This is a genomic window from Terrisporobacter glycolicus ATCC 14880 = DSM 1288 (genome assembly GCF_036812735.1).
GTDB lineage: Bacteria > Bacillota > Clostridia > Peptostreptococcales > Peptostreptococcaceae > Terrisporobacter > Terrisporobacter glycolicus.
In genome coordinates this window covers 636,209-655,552 of record NZ_CP117523.1, presented here as the reverse complement: position 1 = coordinate 655,552, position 19,344 = coordinate 636,209, and the positions used below count along the sequence as shown (strand labels likewise).

Here is a 19,344-nt window from a genome sequence, read left to right as displayed (position 1 = left end):
CATTACCTACATTGCATATAAGATAGCATTCATTATGGCTGCAGCTATATTGCTACCACCTTTTCTTCCCTGTACTACTATGTGAGGAATAGAAGTTTTTTCTAATTCATATTTAGATTCTGCTGCTCCAACAAATCCAACTGGTGCACCTACAATAGCTTCAACACGATCTCCATTATTAACCATTTCTATAGTCTTATAAAGAGCAGTTGGAGCATTTCCAAATACAAATAGCTTTTTACCTTCTTCATTCATTGCTATTTCCACAGCGGCCATAGATCTAGTTATTTCTTTTTCTTTAGCCAATTCTTTAGTTCTTTCATCGGCTACTAAACATCTGTATTCACATCCAAGGGCATTTAGTTTCATCTTATTTATTCCACTAAGCGCCATATTTGTATCTGTGTAAATTATGCATTTATTGTTTAAAGCATTTATTATTGAATCTACTGCTGTATCTGATATTTTTAATATATCTAAGTATTCAAAGTCAGCACTTGTATGTATGCAACGCTTTATTATCTTTTCTTCTATCTCATTTTTAAATTTATATCCTGGTCTAATATCATCAATTATACCTTGTATAATTTCAAAACTTTTTACCTCTATCATCTTAGGGTCTTTAACATATTCCACTCTATTTCCTCCCTTTCTTTATGTCCTATAATTTTGGATAAATGTATCTTTTTATAATAATCATTAAAAGATTCTTCTCTTAAATGATTTATTATTCTCTCATGATCCATATGGTTATCAATTAATATTCCAACAACTGTACCACTGTGAGCAATATTAACTCCATGTGCTCCCATCTTATTACTGATTTCTATAATCTCATTTAAGTATGGTTTTTTATGTATATTTTCATTTGCCATACTACTTAGTGTACAAGACTTACCTATTAACTTTAAATCCTTTTCTCTTAATCCTTGTTCTAATAATTTAAAGGATTTATTTATAATTACTTCATTTTCCAATTTAATATGTAAATAATTTGGATTGCTTCTTATTATGCTTGTTTCCAACATTTCATCTGGTTCTAAAACTATTACTCTAGCATTATATAGGTTGGCTAAATATTTTTTTACCTGACCTTTAACAGGATTAAAAATTGAGTTTTTATATAATAAAATAGAATCTGTAGGTTCTATTTCTGAAGCAATACGAGATATTTCTTCATTACCTAAATCTTTATTTATCATGGATAAAGTTGCCTTAATAGTTGCTCCTATGTCTGCTGTAGAGCTGGCCATTCCCTTACCTATAGGTATACTGCTGTTAATTTTTAGAGATATATTTTTACATTCCCTTAGTGGAATATTAAATCTTTCAAATACTTTTTCTATAGCTTTTCTTGATTTTTTAGGCCCTAAATTAATATTTTCTTTTTTTTCTTCAAGGGTAGCAACTGAAAACATATCAATTGCATAAGATGATAAATATTCTTCACTATCTAATATACCTTGAACAAATTCTCCACAAGATGCGGGACATATTCCATAAGATTTCATATTATTCTCCCAACAATTTATTTAATTCCTTCAAAATCAATTGGTTTTCCTCATGACTTTTAATTGCTATCCTTATGTGTTTTTCACCTAAACCTATAAAGTTTGATGCATTTCTTATTAATATATTACTTTCCTTAAATAATTTAAACTTTAATTCATCTGCTTTTATATCTTCTAATTCCATTAATATAAAGTTTGTATCTGTATCATATACATGTATATTTTCAATTTTTCTTAATTCATTTATCATATATGATCTTTCTTTAAGATAATACTCCTTACTAGATTTTATATATTCTTCATCCTTAAAAATATAATTAGATAAAGTATCAGCAAATGAATTTACTGTCCAAGGCTCTTTGTATCTATAAATATCATTTATAAGTTTTTTATTGCTTGTTACACCGTAGCCTAATCTAAGTCCAGGCATTCCGAAGAATTTAGTCACTGCCTTTATAATGAATATGTTTTTATATTTTTCCACATATTTTATTAAACTGTAATTTTCTTCTTCATGTACAAACTCCATAAAGGTTTCATCTACTATTAATAACTTATCATTTTTTATTATTAATTTTAAAAGTTTTTCTATATTTTTTACCTTTCCATTTGGATTGTTAGGATTACATATAAATAAACTATCAAAATTATCTATATTGGTTTCTATTTCCTTCAAATTCACGCTAAAATCATCTTCTTCATTTAGCATTAAGTTTATCAATTCTAAATTGTTTAATTTAGCTCCTCTTTCATATTCTGAAAATGTAGGGTTTAATATTGCCAATCTTTTTTTAATATTTTTCATAAGAAGGTATATTATTTCTGTTGCTCCATTGCCTGGAATAATATGTTGTGGATTAACATTTATATAATTTCCAATATTTCTTCTTAACTTTGTGTAATTAATATCAGGGTAACTTTTACACTTACTTAAACCTTCCAAAATATATCTTTCCAAATTAGGAACAACTTTTGGATTTATATTCGAGCTAAAATCTATTATATCTTCAGCATTTTTATTAAAAGTTTCTGCCATAATATCCACATTAGCTCCATGTCCTAAATCTTTCATAACTTCCTCCTTTCTTTATAAACCATTTATTAGATAGTAAATAGTTGTAAAAATTATTATTGATATTATTGATGATGAATACATTATTTTGTTTGTTCTTACAATATCTTCAATTTCTATTTCTCTTTTTTTATCTCCAATAGTTGGTTTATACACTTCTTTTCCAAAATAAACATTAGTACCACCAAGTTGTATTCCTAAAGCTCCAGCTACTGCACCTTCCGAAAAAGCACAATTAGGACTTTTATGATTTTTTCTGTCCCTTATTCCAATTTTTAAAGCATCTCTAAAATTAAATCCAACAAATAAACTTCCAAGAGAAAGTAAAATCACACCTAATCTTGCTGGTATATAGTTTGCAATATCATCTATTTTTGCTGATGCAAACCCTAGATAATAGTACTTATCATTCTTATAACCTACTGTTGAGTCTAAAGTATTAATAGCCTTATATGCCATAGCAAAAGGAGCTCCACCTATAAATCCATAAAACAATGGTGCTATTATCCCATCTACCGTATTTTCTGCCACAGTTTCCACTGTTGCCCTTACTATTTCTTTTTCACTTAAATTTGTTGTATCTCTTCCTACTATATATGAAAGCTGAATTCTAGATTTCTCTAAGTCTCCAGTTTTTAATACCTTATATATTTTTTCAGATTCATCCTTTAAACACTTTGTAGCTAATGTTGTATAAATTAATATGGAATTTACTAAAAAGTAAGCTACTTTATTAAACTGAAATAAACGTAGTACAATAGAAGTACTACCTAGTGTTACTCCTACAACGACAAACCAAAGAAAAAAACCAGCTATTTTTAATCCCTTATCTCTCTTAGTTATCTTTCTTATTTGTTTTTCTAGAAAACTAATAAGTTTACCAATAAATCTTACTGGATGAGGGAATGAATATGGGTCTCCTATGATTAAATCAAGAGCATATCCTGTATAAATGGATAAAAGGTTCATATTATTCACATCCTCTTTCTATAAAATTAGATATGCAATCTAAGTTATTATAAAAATGCGTATGCAGATATGTTGCTAGAGTATTTCCCTTACTATAACCACCTTCCCATTCATCAATAATCTTGTTATTCTTCAATTTTCTCATATAATAAGCACATTCTTCTTGGCTATCAAAAATTGAATGATGAAACTCATGACCTTTAATTATTTGTCCTTTTTTAGCTAGAATAGTATCTTCCTTAGCCTCACCTAAACAATATCCAAATCTTTTAAGTGAAGATGTCATTTTGCTACATCCTTTAAAAATTCCAATCATATTATAAATATCATTATTTGGATTTTTTAATGTTTCTCCAAGATACATTAGCCCACCACATTCTGCATATATAGGAATATTATTATAATGAGCATTCATGATAGAAATTCTAATTTCTTGGTTTTCATCCAACTCTTTTGCAAAAACTTCTGGGAATCCACCTCCGATGTAAATATAATCACACATCGGAAGTTTCTTGTCACTAATAGGGCTAAAGTACTTTATGTTCATGCCTAGCTTTTCAAATAGTTCTATGTTTTCTCTATAATAAAAGTTAAAAGCTTTATCATAAGCTATGGCTATTGTTTTACCTGTTGCCTTATTTTTTTCTATGAAATCTTCTAGATTAAAAGAAGTATTAAAATCCTCAGTTTCAGATATTTCAATTATCCTATCAATATCTATATACTTTTCTATTTCATCTGCCAAGTTATCAAACTTCGCTTTTAAAGAATTTATCTCAACTGAAGGTACTAGTCCTAAATGTCTAGATTCTAAAGAAAATTCTTTATTAGGAGGAAAATACCCAAGTACCTCCACACCAGTATATTTTTCTATAGATTCTTTTAAAGTATTATAATGCGATTCACTTTTTACATTATTTGTAATAACCCCAGCTATATTTACATTTTCATCTAACATTTTATATCCCAGTACCATAGCAGCAGCAGATGTTGCCATTGCCTTTGCGTTTATGACTAAAATTACTGGTGTTTTTAACATTTTTGAAGTATATGAACTAGTACAATCATCTAAATCTATTCCATAACCATCGTATAATCCCATTACACCTTCAATCACTGAAATATCTGCATCTTTTGAAGAATTTTTAACTATATATTTAATTTTTTCATCTTCAAGCATATATGAATCTAAGTTTCTTGAATATCTTCCAGTAATAAATGTATGATAAGAAGGGTCTATATAATCAGGTCCAACTTTATAAGGCTGTACTTTTAGATTTCTTTTTGTCAATGCTTGCATTATTCCTAAGGAAATTGTAGTTTTTCCTACTCCACTATTTGTTCCTGCAATTAATATTTTTTTCATATTACCACCTAATTCGAATTATTTTAAGCAAGGTCGTTGCCTGAAGCGGTCGCAAAGGCATCTCGTTGGCGCTATGAAGTGAAGCGCCCACGCAGTGGCTTAAGCGTAGCTAATTTTAATTCATTATTTCATATATTTTTTTCATATCTAAATGTTCTCTTAAAAAATCTGCTAATTTATCATATTCTTGATTTTTAAACTCATCAAATGACTCAACTTTACTTTCAACAGGCTCTAAGTTTTTCATTTTCCTTATGTTATTTAAAATAGTTCTTGTAAAATCTATATCATCAAATATTCCATGTAGATAAGTTCCAAAAACATTACACTGATTATTTACGCTACCAACCTCATAGCTTACAATCTCGCCAAGTTTTTCTGTTACAGTGGCAAAATTATCACTATTTTCTCTTCTTCTTGTCATTCCCATATGAATTTCATATCCATTGACTTCTTTTTTATTTAAATTTGCAAGGTATCCATATAAATTATCTCCTAATATAGCTTTAACTTGAGTTGTAGTTTTTTCTAGTTCGAAAGTCGTCTCTACATCTAAAAGACCTATACCTTCCACTTCTTCCAGATCATTTTCCACATGATATGGGTCTTTTAGCACTTTTCCTAACATCTGATACCCACCACAAATACCCAGTACAAGTTTTCCTCTTTTGTGAAGCTCTTTAATTTGATTCTCTAAGCCATTTTCTCTCAAGAATATTAAGTCATCTATTGTTGACTTGGTTCCTGGAATAATTACCATATCAGGATTTCCAAGAGATTCTCCATAATCAACATACCTAAGACTCACATCTTCTTGTGTTTCAAATATATTAAAATCTGTAAAGTTAGACATATGAGGTGTTCTTATCACTTCTATATGAATATCTCCTTTGTCTACTTTTTTCTTAAATCTAGTAGTTACACTGTCTTCCTCTTCGATTTTTATGTCAGTATATGGTATAACTCCAAGAACGGGAACTTTTATAATATCTTCAAGCATTTTTACACCAGATTCTAAAAGTTCTTTTCTACCTCTGAATTTATTAATTATTACACCTTTAACTCGTTCTCTGTCTTTTTCAGGAAGTAACATTATTGTACCTACTATTGATGCAAATACTCCACCTCTGTCTATATCACCAATTAATATAACTGGTGCATCTGCAATTTGTGCCATTCCCATATTTGATATATCTCTATCCATTAAGTTTATTTCAGCACAGCTACCTGCACCCTCCATTACAACTATGTCAAATTTTCCCTCGAATTCTTTAAATATGTCATCTAATATTTTCTCTAGCTCTAATTTATACTCATAATATTCTTTCGAGGACATATCTCCTACTACTTTTCCTCTTACTATAACTTGACTTTTGTTATTTCCATTTGGTTTTAATAATATGGGATTCATATCTGCAATAGGATCTATTCCACAAGCTTCAGCTTGAGAAACTTGAGCTCTTCCCATTTCCAAACCTTCTTTTGTTATAAAAGAATTAAGAGCCATATTTTGAGATTTAAAAGGTATTACTTTATAATTATCTTGTTTGAAAATTCTACATAGTCCCGTAGTTATTATGCTTTTTCCCACATTTGATGCAGTTCCTTGAAGCATTATTTTTTTTCCCATAGCATTAATCCTTTCCATTTTATATAAAATACCAAAAAATCCCAGCTCTAATGGCTAGGATTTTACTATGTAACATAAAATCAAATCTTCACCCCGAGATTTTCTATATATAATTAGTTTTGGCAGGTATCCTGGCTTAACATCATTTTACTCCCATACCTTCCCATCAATTTGACAGTGGTAATTATGGTTTCATCCGTTTTACAGTAGCGGGGGCTGCAAAGGCTTTTACCTTTTTCCCTAAAACCTAAACTAATTTTATTAAATTTTACAATTCTCTTCTTATTTCATAAAAAAATTTATATATTTTAATTATAGTTATTTTTACTATTGTGCAAAACATATTAATATTTTTTATATATATAAATATTATTAAATAGTTATTTTTTTGTTATTTTTGTTAAAATTTTAATTTATAAATTGTGAATTGCTCTCAAAGATTCATAATTACACTTTATTGTATATTCAATATCTTCATTGCTATGAGCATAAGATAAAAACATAGCCTCAAATTGACTAGGACCTATTAATACTCCCCTATCTAACATTTCCTTAAAGTACTTATTATATTTTTCTATGTTGCTTTCTATTGCATCATCGTAATTTTCTACTGAACCTTCTTTAAAGAATAAACAAACTAAAGAGCCAGCTCTATTAACTGTATAATTAAGATTTAATTTTTTTAAATTATCCTTTATTCCTTGCTCTAGCTTATCTGCCTTTTCATTTAATTCTTCATAAATTCGCGGATTATCTCTTAATACTTCTAAATTTCTTTTTCCTAAGTACATGGCAAGAGGATTCCCTGATAAAGTTCCAGCTTGATAAACAGGTCCTATTGGCGATACAACTTCCATTATTTCCTTTTTACCACCATAAGCTCCTACAGGCATTCCCGCACCTATGATTTTACCAAAACAAACCATGTCAGGTTTTACTCCAAAATATTCTAATGAACTGTTGTAAGATAATCTAAATCCAGTTATAACTTCATCGAAAATTAAAACAGTTTTATATTCATCACATATTTCTCTTAAAAATTCTATAAATTCTTGCTTTCCTGGTACAATACCCATATTTCCACCAATAGTTTCTACTATTATGGCTGCTATATCTTCCCCATTTTCTTCAAATACTCTTTTCACATCTTCTATATCATTGTATTTACATACTAAAGTATTTTTAACTATATCTTCTGGAACCCCAGGACTTGTTGGAACTCCAAAGGTTATTGTTCCTGATCCCGATTTTACTAGTAGACCATCCGAATGACCATGATAACATCCTTCAAATTTTACTATTTTATTTCTTTTAGTAAATCCTCTAGCAACTCTTAATGCACTCATAGTTGCTTCTGTTCCTGAGTTAACCATGCGAACTTGATCTATTGCTGGATAAGCGTCAACTATTAATTTTGCCATTTCAACTTCAATCTCAGTTGCTAAACCAAAACTTGTTCCACTAGCAATCATTTCACCTATACCTTTAGATATCTCTTCGTTACTATGACCTAACATTAATGGCCCCCAAGAACAAATATAATCTATGTATTCATTATCATCCACATCTGTAATTTTACTTCCATGTGCTTTCTTTGCAAATATTGGACTTATCCCAACAGAATTAAAGGACCTTACAGGACTATTTACTCCTCCTGGTATGTATTTTACAGCTTCTTTATATAACTCTTCAGATTTAGTATGTTTCATATGTTTCCTCCTAAGTAGCAAATAATTCTTCTATTGTCTTTATATATTCTTCTCTTTTGCCTTTGTTTTTTGCTTGTTTTAAATTAATAATAGGCTCTCTAATTAGTCTTTTTAATGCTGAAGTTAACATTTTATCAATTATTTTTTGCTCTCTTTGATTTAAATCAATTTTCCTAAAAATATAGTCTAGAGTATCCTCTTTTATTTCAAAACATTTGTTATTGAGAGATTGAATAGTTGGATCTATATTGGAAACATCTACCCATACAATAAACTCTTTTATTTTTTCATTGATTATTTCATAAGCTTTTTTTGATAAACTAATTCTCATATTATCATTTTTATGCTGTATCTCTTTTAAATCATCAATACAATAAACTTTGGCATGTTTTAATTCATTAATTTTAAAATCAATATCTCTAGGCAACGCTAAATCCATAAAATAAATATGATTATTTATAATAGGCATATCTTCATATTTAATAACTAAATGTGGTGCTGACGTTGCACTTATCACTATATCTATTTTATTCTCTCGTAAAATATTGTATCTATCTTTGTATTGCACATATTCTATATTACTATATTTATTTTGTATTTCTTTAAATTTATCTACACTTCTATTGGCAATATAGATGGTACCCACCGTTTCTTCTTCTAGGTGCTTTATTGTTAATAGGTTCATTTTGCCTAAACCTATTATTAATATATTCTTATCCTTTAAGCTACCTATTTTTTCTTTTAAAAGTTTTATACCTATATAACTTATGGATAAAGGCTGCTCAGAAATTTTAGTTATAGTTTTAACTTCTTTTGCTGTTGTAATAGCTTCTCTAAATAGTTTATTTAAAAATTTTTTAGTAGCTCCTAATTTCATGGCGAACTCATGTGAACCCTTTACTTGACCTAAAATTTGGTCTTCTCCAAGAACTAGGGAATCTAACCCCGAGGTTACAATAAACAAATGGTTTATTGCTTCTTCACTCTTTTTGCTAAATAAATATTCTTTAATGTTATCTAACTCAAAAAATTCTTCATAAAAATTTTTAACTATTTCAACACCCTTTTCTAAATTATCACAGCTAATATAAATTTCACTTCTATTGCAAGTAGAAAGTATTACTATCTCGTCAATATCCTTATCTAAAAGTATATTAATTGCTTCTATTTTATGTGCGTCAGTAAAGGATACTTTTTCCCTAATGCTAATAGGTGATAAATTATGATTTATACCTACAACTGCAATATTCATTTTCTACCTCCATATTCGTTTGTTTCTTTATTTATTAGAGAGTTAAATTCTATCATGAAAAATAAAAAAAATCCATATTTATAGCAAAATATGGATTTAATCTATTTTTTTATATCGTATTTTTTATTTAGCTATTTTATTTAAATTAACTCCCATATTTTCACTCCAATAATTATATAAATCTTCCTCTTTTCTAAACAAAGGCAAGTTCATATTCTTATTAAGTTTTACAAGCCACGGAAGTTCTAAGCCTGCTTCTTCTATTTTTTCTTCATCAATAAATACTTCTTCCACATTACCTTCATTAATTATTTTTCCTTGATTTAGTACATATACATAATCACATATATCATAAATCAAATTCATATCATGACTAGTAATTACTATTTTCTTTCCTTTTTCGTACATTGTTTTAATTATGTTTACAATCGCTCTTGTGCTTTCTGGATCTAAACCTGCTGTTGGTTCATCTAATAAAACAAGGTTATTTTCCATAGCTATTACTGATGCAATCGCCACTCTTTTTTTCTGGCCAAAGCTTAAACTATGTACTGGTCTATCTATAAACTCTTCACCATTAACAGCTTCTAGAGCTTTGCTAATTCTAGCTTTTATGGTTTTTTCATCCATACCAATATTTCTAAGAGCAAAGGCCAAGTCATCATATACCATTGAATAAAAAATTTGTTTTTCTGGATCTTGAAACACTATACCCACTTCTTTTCTTAAATTGTATAAACTTTTCTTATCATATTTAAGCTGACTGTTTTTATATAATATTTCTCCTTGTGTAGCTTTTAAAATCCCCATTAAATTATTAAATAATGTGGACTTTCCAGATCCATTTGAACCTATTATTCCAATAATATCACCATTATTAAAATCCATAGTTATATTATTTAAGGCTTTTCTTTTTTTGTCATATTGATATGTTAAATTATTTATTTTAAACATTATTAATCTTCCTCTACAATATAAAATGTGCCATCATAAAGCTTCATATCTAAAACTATACTCATCTCATCATATCTTATCATCATCCTTTTGAATAACATATTTACTAATAACCCAAAAGAGTTATATCCATTTTTCAAATTTATATATCCAAATCTAAGTTCTTGAGATTTTCTTATATCTGAAACTTCTTCCATAAATATAAATATAAATCTATACATTAACATGGAAATTTCTAAAACTATATCTGGTAAATGTAGTTTTTTAAATACAAATATTAATTGATTAAAAGGTGTTGTAAGCATTATAAAATAAATACAAGTCAAACATGATAATGCTCTAAAAAATAAACGTGTTGATGATACTATTGATTCATTTGAAACACCTATATATAAACTTCCTATATTTATACTGTATAATAATGATTCTTTATCTTTAGAAAAATTTAAAAGTATCATAATTATACTTAAAATTAAAAATACCAAGGGAATTTTAATAAAATGAATATAATCTTTAAATTCAATTTTTGCAATTCCAACTATAACAAAACTCATTATACCTATAACCAATAAGGATATATAATTGTAAGGATTAATTAAAGATAAAATTAGTAGTAGCATGCCTATGGCAAATTTCATATTTGGATTTACTTTAGATAGCTTATTTTTATAAGCATAATCATCTATTATCATTTAAACTTTCTTCTCTCATTTTTTTCTTAGTTCTAGTAGTTCCTATATAATATCCTATTATTCCTGCTCCAAGTGCTGCTTGCGATGCAAATAGTAAACTTTCAATTTCCCCACTTGCAGGTTCTACTAAACTACTAAACCATGGCTCATACTCTGGATTTATCTCAGTTATTACACCTTCTGCCTCTCCATCTGCTCCTCCAAACTCCGCACCTTTTTGAGTTATTAATGGAACAATAATTATAGCTAAAACTAATAGAAACAAAATCACAGTTAACTTCATATTACTAGACTTTTTTGTTGTTGAACTTTGCATTATGCTAACACCTCTCTCTCCTCATTTTCAGTTATAAAGTTATAAATTATAACTGTAAGTAATCCTTCTGCTATTGCTATAGGTACTTGAGTAACAAAGAATACTCCTAGGAATTTTACTGCCGAAGCCATAAATCCACCTGCTGGATCCGGGAAAGCAAGACCTAATTGGAATGATGTTACTGTATATGTTAACAAATCACCTAAGGCTGCTGCTAAAAATACTGCAACTTTTTTATCCATTTTGTCCTTACATAGCTTCCATATTCCAAAAGAAACTAATGGCCCTACAATTGCCATTGAAAAAGCATTTGCTCCTAAAGTTGTAATTCCACCATGAGCTAATAACAATGCTTGGAATAATAATACTATTGTACCTAAAACAACTGTTGCACTAGGTCCAAATAATATTGCCGCAAGTCCTACACCTGTTGGATGTGAGCAACTTCCTGTAACTGATGGAATTTTTAATGCTGATAATACAAAGACGAAGGCTCCACAAAGAGCTAATAATAATTTCTTTTTAGGTTGTTCTTTAACTATTTTAGCAATATTTTTAAGTCCTACTACGAAAAATGGAATAAATATTACCCACCAAATTATTGCCCATTTTACTGGTAAAAAACCTTCCATGATGTGCATTGCATTTGAGACTACTGGTGTGATCATTAGCATAAATGCTGCTATTAATGACCATTTTACATTACTTTTTTTCATACTACATACATCTCCCTTTTAATTATTTTTAGGGTGTATATCTTATTATTTTGATTCATTTAACTAGGTTTTCTTGTTGTAACTAAATATTATGTTTCCTTATTTGTTGATAATTAAAAAAACCTAACCAAAAGGCCAGGTTCGTATCTTTTAATTTCCAACATAAAATGTTTTCTAATAAGATACTTCCTTCACCCCGAAGAAATTTCTTTTGATATTTTAGGCAGGTATCCTGACTTAGCTTCATTCTACTCCTCACCTTCCCATAGTTCATACTACAGTGGTTTGCTGAGTTTCGTCCACATTACAGTAACGGGGGTTGTAGAGGGGTTTCACCTCTTTCCCTATTAATCGTTAAAGAACCTAAAATATTTTTTATTATTCTTACAATTTAATTCTATACCAAATTATGTTTATATTCCATAAGAAAAATTTATTTTAATAAAAATATGTTAAAAATTTATCTTTAAGATTCTTTTAAGGTTAAATTATTATACTCATATTATAAAATACATTGCTAAAGAGGTGATAAATATGGCAATAAAATCATTTAAACGCTATGAGAAAAAATTTTTAATATCAGAGGGCCAATATAATGAGATACTTCCAAAACTTCTGGATTATATGAACCATGATAAATTTTGCCAAAACAACAATACTTATAGTATCTATAACATCTATTATGATACAAAAAATAGTGATGTCATAAGACATTCCATATCAAAACCATATTATAAAGAAAAACTTAGACTAAGAAGTTATAAGGTTCCAACTAATACTAATGATAAAGTATTCTTGGAGCTAAAGAAGAAAATCAACGGTATCGTTAGTAAAAGAAGACTTTCTCTTTCCTTAGGTGATGCTTATGAATTTCTTTATAATAATAAAACACCCCTAGTTGAAGATTACATGGATAATCAGGTTCTTAGTGAAATAGAGTACTATCTTAATAATACAAAAGTTTATCCTACTGTGTTTATTTCTTATGATAGAAATGCTTTCTTTTGCAAGGATAATCCTGAATTTAGAGTTACTTTTGATTCAAGGGTTTTAACTAGAAGAAATCACCTTCACTTGGAAGAAGGTAGTTTTGGTGAAGATGTAGTTGGAGAAGGAAAATACCTTATGGAAGTAAAAATATTAGGTGCCATACCTTTATGGTTTACAAGAATTTTATCTGAATTGGAAATTTATCCAACTCATTTTTCAAAATATGGTAATGAATTTATGAAATATTGCTTAAGTAATAAAGAAAATAATGAAATAGGAGCTGAGATATGTTAGAAACAATAATCGCATCAACAACTGGAGAATCCTTTACTCTGACCAATTCTCTTATAGTAATAACCACGTCTATAGTTTTAGGAATTTTAATTAGCGTGGTCTATATGAAAACAAACAAAAAATCAAATTATAACTCAGGATTTAGTACAACTTTAATTATGCTGCCTGTAATAATATCTATAATTATTTTACTTGTTGGCAACAATGTAGCTAGAGCTTTTTCTTTAGCAGGAGCATTTTCCATAATTCGTTTTAGAAGTGCACCTGGAGACCCAAAAGATATTGCATATATATTCTTTACTTTAGCCATTGGCCTTACTTGTGGTATGGGATATATTACTTATGCTGTTTTATTTACATTAATATTATCTGCGGTAATGATAGGCTTACATATAACTAAGTTTACAGAGCCTAAAAATAAAACTATGCAATTAAAAATTACTATACCTGAAGATTTAAATTATGAAGGTGTCTTTGAAGAAATATTAGATAATTATACTGCTTCTTATAATATAGAACGCGTTAGAACAAGAGACTTTGGCTCTTTATTTGAATTAAGCTATTTAATTAACCTTAAGCCTGATGTAAATCAAAAGTCATTTTTAGATGAATTGAGATGTAGAAATGGTAACTTAAATATTACCCTTACCCTTTCTAGTACAAGCTATGGTGATAATTAATTTGTTTCCCCTTAAAATTTTTTAAGGGGTTTTGTTGTATAATATAATAAAATTCGCTTTATCTTAGAGATGTGTAGGCACCTTTAAACTTTGAATAAAGACCTTGCTCAAGTTGAAGCTTCTTGGAGGAAAATATATTGAAACTTTTATTAGTAGAAGATGAAAAACAACTTTCTGAAGCCTTAAGTCAAATATTAATTAACAATAAATATAGTGTTGATGCAGTTTATGATGGAGAAAACGGATTGGAATACGCTCTAACATGCATTTATGATGTAATAATTTTGGATATAATGCTTCCTAAACTAAATGGATTGGAAATTTTAAATAAACTTAGAAAAGAAAATATTTCAACACCTATACTTTTATTAACGGCCAAAGACTCCGTTGATGACAAAGTCACTGGTCTTGATTTAGGCGCGGATGATTACTTAGCAAAACCTTTTGATCCAAAGGAATTATTAGCAAGAATTAGAGCAATTTCACGAAGAAAAGGTGAAGTAATAAATGATAATTTATTAAGTTATGGTGATATTAATTTAAATATATCCAATTACGATTTAAGTTGTAAAGATGCTAAAGTAACTCTCACTCAAAAAGAGTTTGAAATACTAAACTATTTTATGCAACGACCTAAAAATATTGTAAGTAAAGATGATTTAATCACTAAACTTTGGGGATTTGATTCTGATGTTGAATACAATAACATAGAGGTTTATATCTCCTTTATTAGAAAAAAACTAACTTTTATTAACTCTTCTGTTAAAATCACAACCATAAGAAGAGCTGGATATAAACTGGAGGAGCAATAATGTTTAAAAAACTAAAAACAAGATTTATTTTAATAAATATGACTTTGCTAACTGTAGTTTTTATAAGTATTTTTGGATTTCTCTATTTTATGACCAACCATAGCATTAACAGGGAAACAAATATGACTATTGATTCACTTATGAATAATGCTCCAAAACAAAAACCTAATAATGGAAATATCATTGTAGAACTTGATAATAGTGGAAGTATAACAAATTACTTTGTTCATCTCAATTACGACATGACTGCTGCAAAATTACAAAACTGTATAAACAGTATTTATAAAAATACTAAGGATAGGGGCAAAACTAAAATAGATGATTATACTTATAAATATGAAAAAAGGTCATTTGGAAATTATTCAAAAATTGTACTTTTAAATATATCCTCAGAGGAAAGTTTAAAAATAAGATTAATACAGATTTTTGTTTTAGCTGGATCCATAAGCCTTGTTATTCTACTAATAATAAGTATTTTTCTTACTAATAAAAGCATCGAACCTATTAAGGAAACTTTTAATAAGCAAAGGCAATTTATTGCAGATGCTTCTCATGAGTTAAAAACGCCCTTAAGCATAATTAAAACAAATACTTCATTATTAATGAGCAACCCTGAAGATACAATAAAAAATCAATCTAAATGGATTAAGTATATTGATTCTCAGTCAGATCGAATGTCTGATTTAGTAAATGAAATGCTTTCTCTTGCAAAGTTAGATGTGAAGGAAAATAAATTAATATTTTCAAATATGAATCTTAGCAATATTGTATATAGTATGCTTTTAACTTTTGATGCTGTTATTTTTGAAAATAGAATCACACTAGAAACTAATATAAGTAAAAATATCATGATAAATGGTAATGATGATAGTGTAAAAAAATTGCTTAGTATTCTTATGGATAATGCAGTTAAATACACAAATAAATGTGGCTCTATCTCTGTTGTATTAATTACAGATAAAAATAAAGCTAAATTAATAATAAAAAATACTGGAGATGGTATTCCTAAGGATAAGCTAAATAAAATATTTGAAAGATTTTATAGAGTAGATGATTCTAGAGATAGGGAAACTGGTGGATATGGACTAGGTCTGTCAATTGCAAAATCTATTGTTGAACAGCATAAAGGAAAAATTTATGCTACTAGTAATTTTAATAAAGATGCAACCTTTACGGTGGAATTACCTCTTTCTTTGTAAAAATAAAATCTATTTTTAATTGGCTATTTTATATAAATATATTATAAAAGACTGTATATAATTTAATTTTCATACAGTCTTTCTTCATTAATAAAGCTATTCTTCCTGTTCTTCATCTATCTCATAACTTATTAAATAAGTATCCGTTTTTATACTTTCCCATGAACCTTCACTGAGTTCTCTCATAGGCATATGGCTTATAGCAACAGCATTATCTAGGGGATTTTTTGAATTTAATTTTTCTGTTGAATAATTGCTCAAGTCTACAGTATATAAACTATCATCATCCTCGTAAAACTCTTCTTCATCTCTATATATTACAGTATAATAAGCACTATTTTCATATTTCTTAAATTTTATATTGCTTATAGCATCTAAAAGTTTTTCAATGTACATATTATAATTATCAATTGAACTAAACATTGAAATTTCATTTTCGTTTTCATTTGTTTTTCTTGTACTTATACTATAGCCATTATCATTCCCTGATATATAATAAGTCTTATTGTTTAAATCTTGTATAGTATAACGTAGACTTCTTATTTTATTATTTTCATTGTACTCTAATTCAAAAGACTCCACACCTAACATATGCTCTATATCTAATTCTTTTTTTATAATTTCATAATCATTTTTTAAACTTTTAATACTTATGTTTTTTATAGGTATTTCTCTATCTCTATATTCTACCTTATTATATATTAATGAATTTAGCCCCCCTAAGCAAAGTATAACAACACCTAAAACACTTGCCTTTTTCTTTATTATATTATTTGCTCTTTCTTTGTTTTTCATAAAAGCTAAATATATAATAAAACCTACAGGAATGATTAAAGTAAAGCTATCAAGATTAAAATTAAATGTAAATGCCCCTAATAAATAGAATCCTACTAATTTTAATCCTAGATAATTTTCAGTTTCTTCTTTATTTGTGTATAAGTACACTAAAAAGAAGATTACAAAAATCAGTAAACCAATGCTTAATATACTATTTTCATTTATATATTCAATGAATTTATAAATATATTCCATACCCATTTCCCCCTCAAAATATTGTACTTATATAAATATTATCATATCACCATTTGCTTATATAATTACAATAGATTACAATACTTCACTAGATTAAAATAAATAAAAAAGAGACTACCTAAATAATTTATTTAGATAATCTCTTTTTTTAATGACCTTTACATATTTTCCATACTACTATTATTTCCAGAAGGAGGAGTCATCTTTTCGCCTCTATTTCCTCCAACGCCTCCTGGTTGATTACTATTACTTGACACACCTTCTTGAGTAATATTAGTTATTACATCTGAAATTTCACTACTTCCTACCTCAGTTCCCTTAGTGTAACTTCCACCTGAGTATAATCCATCTTTTTCTTTTCCACTACAAGATCCTCCCACATATACCTTGTATGTTTCTTTTGATTTTATATTAGGAGTACATATAACTACTGATGAATAAGTTTTAGCAGGTGAAAAAGTAACTATATCATCACCATTTTCTGATTCTACCCTTATTAAAGTATTAGCTTCTTGAGAAGTTAAACTTACATTTATGGTATTTAATTTTGATGAAGAACTTGGAGTTTGAGCCATTCCTAAACTTCCTGCTGCTATTAAAGTTCCTCCACTCATATTGAAATCACCATCATAATCTAATGATCCGTTTCCTCCATTAGTTGGTCCATTTACTATGGCAGTTCCTCCTGTCATTGTTAAATTGCCATTTGCATCTAATCCATCTCCATTAGCATTTATAACTAAGTATCCACCGTTTATAGTTGCTGTGCCACTTGTTGTTGACTCCATTTTATTTTGCCCTGGTCTTCCATTTGTAGACGATCCATCTGCTCCACCTGCTGCATTTAATCCATCATCACTGGATACCACATGTATATCTCCGTCATTTATAGTTATATCTGTAGCTTCTATTCCTTCATAAGACTTTGTTATATTTAATGTACCACCGTTGATTTCTAGTTCAGCATCTGCGTGAGTTCCATCATCTCCAGAAGACAAGTTAAAATCTCCATTGTTTACAATCAATTTACTATTTGAATGTATTGAATCATCAGAAGAGTCTATATTAATACTTCCATCATCTACTTGAATTACAGAACTTGCTTTAATTCCTTTTGCACTAGTAGTGTCTTCTGTTTCAGTAGTATTACTTTTCATAGATTCTCCTGGTTTACCACCGTCCCATTGGCCCCATCCATCTTTACTGCTACTATTTTTGCTTCCTCCACCAGTTGTAATATCAATATTTCCACCAGCTACTAACAAGTTAGTTTCTGCTTGAACTCCATCTTGTTCTGCTGTAATTTTTATAGTTCCATCTTCTAAAGATACATAACCTTTATCTTCTTCCTCAGCGTTATATGCTTGAATTCCATCTCCACCTGCATCTATAGTTAATTTTCCGCCTCTAACTACAATAGAGTCTTTTCCCTTTATTCCATCTGCCACTGATTTTACACTTATATTCCCACTTTCAATCATTAAATCATCTTTGCTCACTATTCCCTTATCGTAATTCCCATTAACTTGCAAATATCCATTTCCTATAAAAGTAAGATCTTCTTTACTAAATATTGCTGCATCTTGGTTATTTTCTGCTTTATCATAAGTTTCCCCATCTGAAATTTTGTTTTCACTATCATCAGCTATGGCAAATACAGTTTTTTCAGAGCTTAATATTTGAATTGGAGAATTACTTTTACATGTAATATCAACTCCATCTAGAAGAATATAAGTCTTCTTTTCCTTATCTGTATTTACTATAATTTGTCCATCACTTAACTTTCCGCTAATACTATACGTTCCTGCCGTATTTATAGTAATTACATTTCCATCTACATCCACACCACTACCTTCAACAGTTGTATTATTATCACTAAGCTTTATATATGTACCGATATTTCTTATTGTTTCTACTTCTTCACTTGATTTACTTAACAAGGTTGTAGCATTTTTGTTAGTTGTTGTACTAATATTTGTGCTACCAGCTTTACTTTCTTTTGATGTATCATTATTTTTATTTGAACATGCCGTCATACTTACACATAATGAAAAAGCAGATAAAACTGCTATTAATTTTTTATTCATAAGTTCATCCTCCATAAAATCATTTATCCTTATGAAAAAATCATATCATTCTTATCTTAAAGT

At 28.5% G+C, this 19,344-nt stretch carries 18 protein-coding genes and 2 riboswitches; of the genes, 4 read left to right on the top strand and 14 right to left on the bottom strand.

Annotation, left to right across the window (positions count from 1 at the left end):
- Positions 1 to 6: 6 nt before the first annotated feature.
- The 12 genes from TEGL_RS03365 to TEGL_RS03310 form a co-directional block, all read right to left on the bottom strand.
- On the bottom strand, positions 7 to 636 hold the full coding sequence (locus TEGL_RS03365) for a cobalt-precorrin-8 methylmutase (protein WP_018592305.1): 630 nt from the start codon (positions 634 to 636) through the stop codon (positions 7 to 9).
- Positions 609 to 1,511, bottom strand: a complete 903-nt coding sequence (locus tag TEGL_RS03360) for a hypothetical protein (RefSeq protein ID WP_018592306.1) — start codon at positions 1,509 to 1,511, stop codon at positions 609 to 611. The genes TEGL_RS03365 and TEGL_RS03360 overlap by 28 nt, the downstream gene beginning before the upstream one ends.
- 1 nt (position 1,512) lies before the next feature.
- Entirely contained in the window at positions 1,513 to 2,583 is a 1,071-nt protein-coding gene (locus tag TEGL_RS03355) for a pyridoxal phosphate-dependent aminotransferase (protein WP_018592307.1), read from the bottom strand.
- Positions 2,584 to 2,598: 15 nt separating this feature from the next.
- Positions 2,599 to 3,552, bottom strand: a complete 954-nt coding sequence (gene cbiB, locus TEGL_RS03350) for an adenosylcobinamide-phosphate synthase CbiB (protein ID WP_018592308.1) — start codon at positions 3,550 to 3,552, stop codon at positions 2,599 to 2,601.
- A gap of 1 nt (position 3,553) precedes the next feature.
- A complete protein-coding gene (locus TEGL_RS03345; RefSeq protein ID WP_018592309.1) occupies positions 3,554 to 4,918 on the bottom strand; it encodes a cobyrinate a,c-diamide synthase in 1,365 nt (454 codons plus the stop codon).
- 115 nt (positions 4,919 to 5,033) lie between these two features.
- Positions 5,034 to 6,548 carry a cobyric acid synthase gene (locus tag TEGL_RS03340; RefSeq protein WP_018592310.1) on the bottom strand — a complete coding sequence of 505 codons (1,515 nt, stop codon included), beginning with the start codon at positions 6,546 to 6,548 and terminating at the stop codon, positions 5,034 to 5,036.
- A gap of 104 nt (positions 6,549 to 6,652) precedes the next feature.
- A riboswitch (cobalamin riboswitch) is annotated at positions 6,653 to 6,814 on the bottom strand.
- 147 nt (positions 6,815 to 6,961) lie between these two features.
- Positions 6,962 to 8,257, bottom strand: coding sequence for a glutamate-1-semialdehyde 2,1-aminomutase (gene hemL, locus TEGL_RS03335; protein WP_018592311.1), 1,296 nt, complete (start codon positions 8,255 to 8,257; stop codon positions 6,962 to 6,964).
- Positions 8,258 to 8,267: 10 nt separating this feature from the next.
- Positions 8,268 to 9,509, bottom strand: coding sequence for a glutamyl-tRNA reductase (gene hemA / locus TEGL_RS03330; protein WP_018592312.1), 1,242 nt, complete (start codon positions 9,507 to 9,509; stop codon positions 8,268 to 8,270).
- 123 nt (positions 9,510 to 9,632) lie between these two features.
- Positions 9,633 to 10,463: an energy-coupling factor ABC transporter ATP-binding protein gene (locus TEGL_RS03325; RefSeq protein WP_018592313.1), complete on the bottom strand. Its 831-nt coding sequence runs from the start codon at positions 10,461 to 10,463 to the stop codon at positions 9,633 to 9,635.
- 2 nt (positions 10,464 to 10,465) lie between these two features.
- A complete protein-coding gene (cbiQ, locus tag TEGL_RS03320) occupies positions 10,466 to 11,155 on the bottom strand; it encodes a cobalt ECF transporter T component CbiQ (protein ID WP_018592314.1) in 690 nt (229 codons plus the stop codon).
- The gene (locus TEGL_RS03315; RefSeq protein ID WP_018592315.1) at positions 11,142 to 11,471 is read right to left on the bottom strand and encodes an energy-coupling factor ABC transporter substrate-binding protein; all 330 of its coding nucleotides are present in this window, start codon (positions 11,469 to 11,471) and stop codon (positions 11,142 to 11,144) included. Before TEGL_RS03315 ends, cbiQ begins: the two co-directional genes overlap by 14 nt.
- A complete protein-coding gene (locus tag TEGL_RS03310; RefSeq protein WP_018592316.1) occupies positions 11,471 to 12,187 on the bottom strand; it encodes an energy-coupling factor ABC transporter permease in 717 nt (238 codons plus the stop codon). Before TEGL_RS03310 ends, TEGL_RS03315 begins: the two co-directional genes overlap by 1 nt.
- A 205-nt stretch (positions 12,188 to 12,392) precedes the next feature.
- Positions 12,393 to 12,569: riboswitch (cobalamin riboswitch) on the bottom strand.
- A gap of 152 nt (positions 12,570 to 12,721) precedes the next feature.
- Here TEGL_RS03310 and TEGL_RS03305 point away from each other — a divergent pair.
- The 4 genes from TEGL_RS03305 (at position 12,722) to TEGL_RS03290 (ending at position 16,162) form a co-directional block, all read left to right on the top strand.
- Positions 12,722 to 13,471 (top strand): polyphosphate polymerase domain-containing protein, encoded by a 750-nt coding sequence (locus tag TEGL_RS03305; protein WP_018592318.1) that lies wholly within the window; start codon positions 12,722 to 12,724, stop codon positions 13,469 to 13,471.
- Positions 13,465 to 14,151 (top strand): DUF4956 domain-containing protein, encoded by a 687-nt coding sequence (locus tag TEGL_RS03300; protein ID WP_018592319.1) that lies wholly within the window; start codon positions 13,465 to 13,467, stop codon positions 14,149 to 14,151. The genes TEGL_RS03305 and TEGL_RS03300 overlap by 7 nt, the downstream gene beginning before the upstream one ends.
- 137 nt (positions 14,152 to 14,288) lie before the next feature.
- A complete protein-coding gene (locus TEGL_RS03295) occupies positions 14,289 to 14,963 on the top strand; it encodes a response regulator transcription factor (protein ID WP_018592320.1) in 675 nt (224 codons plus the stop codon).
- Positions 14,963 to 16,162 (top strand): sensor histidine kinase, encoded by a 1,200-nt coding sequence (locus TEGL_RS03290; RefSeq protein WP_018592321.1) that lies wholly within the window; start codon positions 14,963 to 14,965, stop codon positions 16,160 to 16,162. The genes TEGL_RS03295 and TEGL_RS03290 overlap by 1 nt, the downstream gene beginning before the upstream one ends.
- A gap of 96 nt (positions 16,163 to 16,258) precedes the next feature.
- Here the strand turns inward: TEGL_RS03290 and TEGL_RS03285 are convergent, their stop codons facing one another.
- Positions 16,259 to 17,194: a hypothetical protein gene (locus TEGL_RS03285; RefSeq protein WP_018592322.1), complete on the bottom strand. Its 936-nt coding sequence runs from the start codon at positions 17,192 to 17,194 to the stop codon at positions 16,259 to 16,261.
- Positions 17,195 to 17,352: 158 nt separating this feature from the next.
- Entirely contained in the window at positions 17,353 to 19,281 is a 1,929-nt protein-coding gene (locus tag TEGL_RS03280) for a carbohydrate-binding domain-containing protein (RefSeq protein WP_018592323.1), read from the bottom strand.
- Between the last annotated feature and the right edge of the window lie 63 nt (positions 19,282 to 19,344).

What these genes read in the sequence shown, in the direction of transcription:
- TEGL_RS03315 (WP_018592315.1), bottom strand. Translation starts at nt 11,471, where the DNA reads ATGCAAAGTTCAACAACAAAAAAGTCTAGTAATATGAAGTTAACTGTG.
- hemL (WP_018592311.1), bottom strand. Translation starts at nt 8,257, where the DNA reads ATGAAACATACTAAATCTGAAGAGTTATATAAAGAAGCTGTAAAATAC.
- TEGL_RS03285 (WP_018592322.1), bottom strand. Translation starts at nt 17,194, where the DNA reads ATGGAATATATTTATAAATTCATTGAATATATAAATGAAAATAGTATA.
- hemA (WP_018592312.1), bottom strand. Translation starts at nt 9,509, where the DNA reads ATGAATATTGCAGTTGTAGGTATAAATCATAATTTATCACCTATTAGC.
- TEGL_RS03340 (WP_018592310.1), bottom strand. Translation starts at nt 6,548, where the DNA reads ATGGGAAAAAAAATAATGCTTCAAGGAACTGCATCAAATGTGGGAAAA.
- TEGL_RS03355 (WP_018592307.1), bottom strand. Translation starts at nt 2,583, where the DNA reads ATGAAAGATTTAGGACATGGAGCTAATGTGGATATTATGGCAGAAACT.
- TEGL_RS03310 (WP_018592316.1), bottom strand. Translation starts at nt 12,187, where the DNA reads ATGAAAAAAAGTAATGTAAAATGGTCATTAATAGCAGCATTTATGCTA.
- cbiQ (WP_018592314.1), bottom strand. Translation starts at nt 11,155, where the DNA reads ATGATAATAGATGATTATGCTTATAAAAATAAGCTATCTAAAGTAAAT.
- TEGL_RS03290 (WP_018592321.1), top strand. Translation starts at nt 14,963, where the DNA reads ATGTTTAAAAAACTAAAAACAAGATTTATTTTAATAAATATGACTTTG.
- cbiB (WP_018592308.1), bottom strand. Translation starts at nt 3,552, where the DNA reads ATGAACCTTTTATCCATTTATACAGGATATGCTCTTGATTTAATCATA.
- TEGL_RS03345 (WP_018592309.1), bottom strand. Translation starts at nt 4,918, where the DNA reads ATGAAAAAAATATTAATTGCAGGAACAAATAGTGGAGTAGGAAAAACT.
- TEGL_RS03300 (WP_018592319.1), top strand. Translation starts at nt 13,465, where the DNA reads ATGTTAGAAACAATAATCGCATCAACAACTGGAGAATCCTTTACTCTG.
- TEGL_RS03280 (WP_018592323.1), bottom strand. Translation starts at nt 19,281, where the DNA reads ATGAATAAAAAATTAATAGCAGTTTTATCTGCTTTTTCATTATGTGTA.
- TEGL_RS03305 (WP_018592318.1), top strand. Translation starts at nt 12,722, where the DNA reads ATGGCAATAAAATCATTTAAACGCTATGAGAAAAAATTTTTAATATCA.
- TEGL_RS03325 (WP_018592313.1), bottom strand. Translation starts at nt 10,463, where the DNA reads ATGTTTAAAATAAATAATTTAACATATCAATATGACAAAAAAAGAAAA.
- TEGL_RS03360 (WP_018592306.1), bottom strand. Translation starts at nt 1,511, where the DNA reads ATGAAATCTTATGGAATATGTCCCGCATCTTGTGGAGAATTTGTTCAA.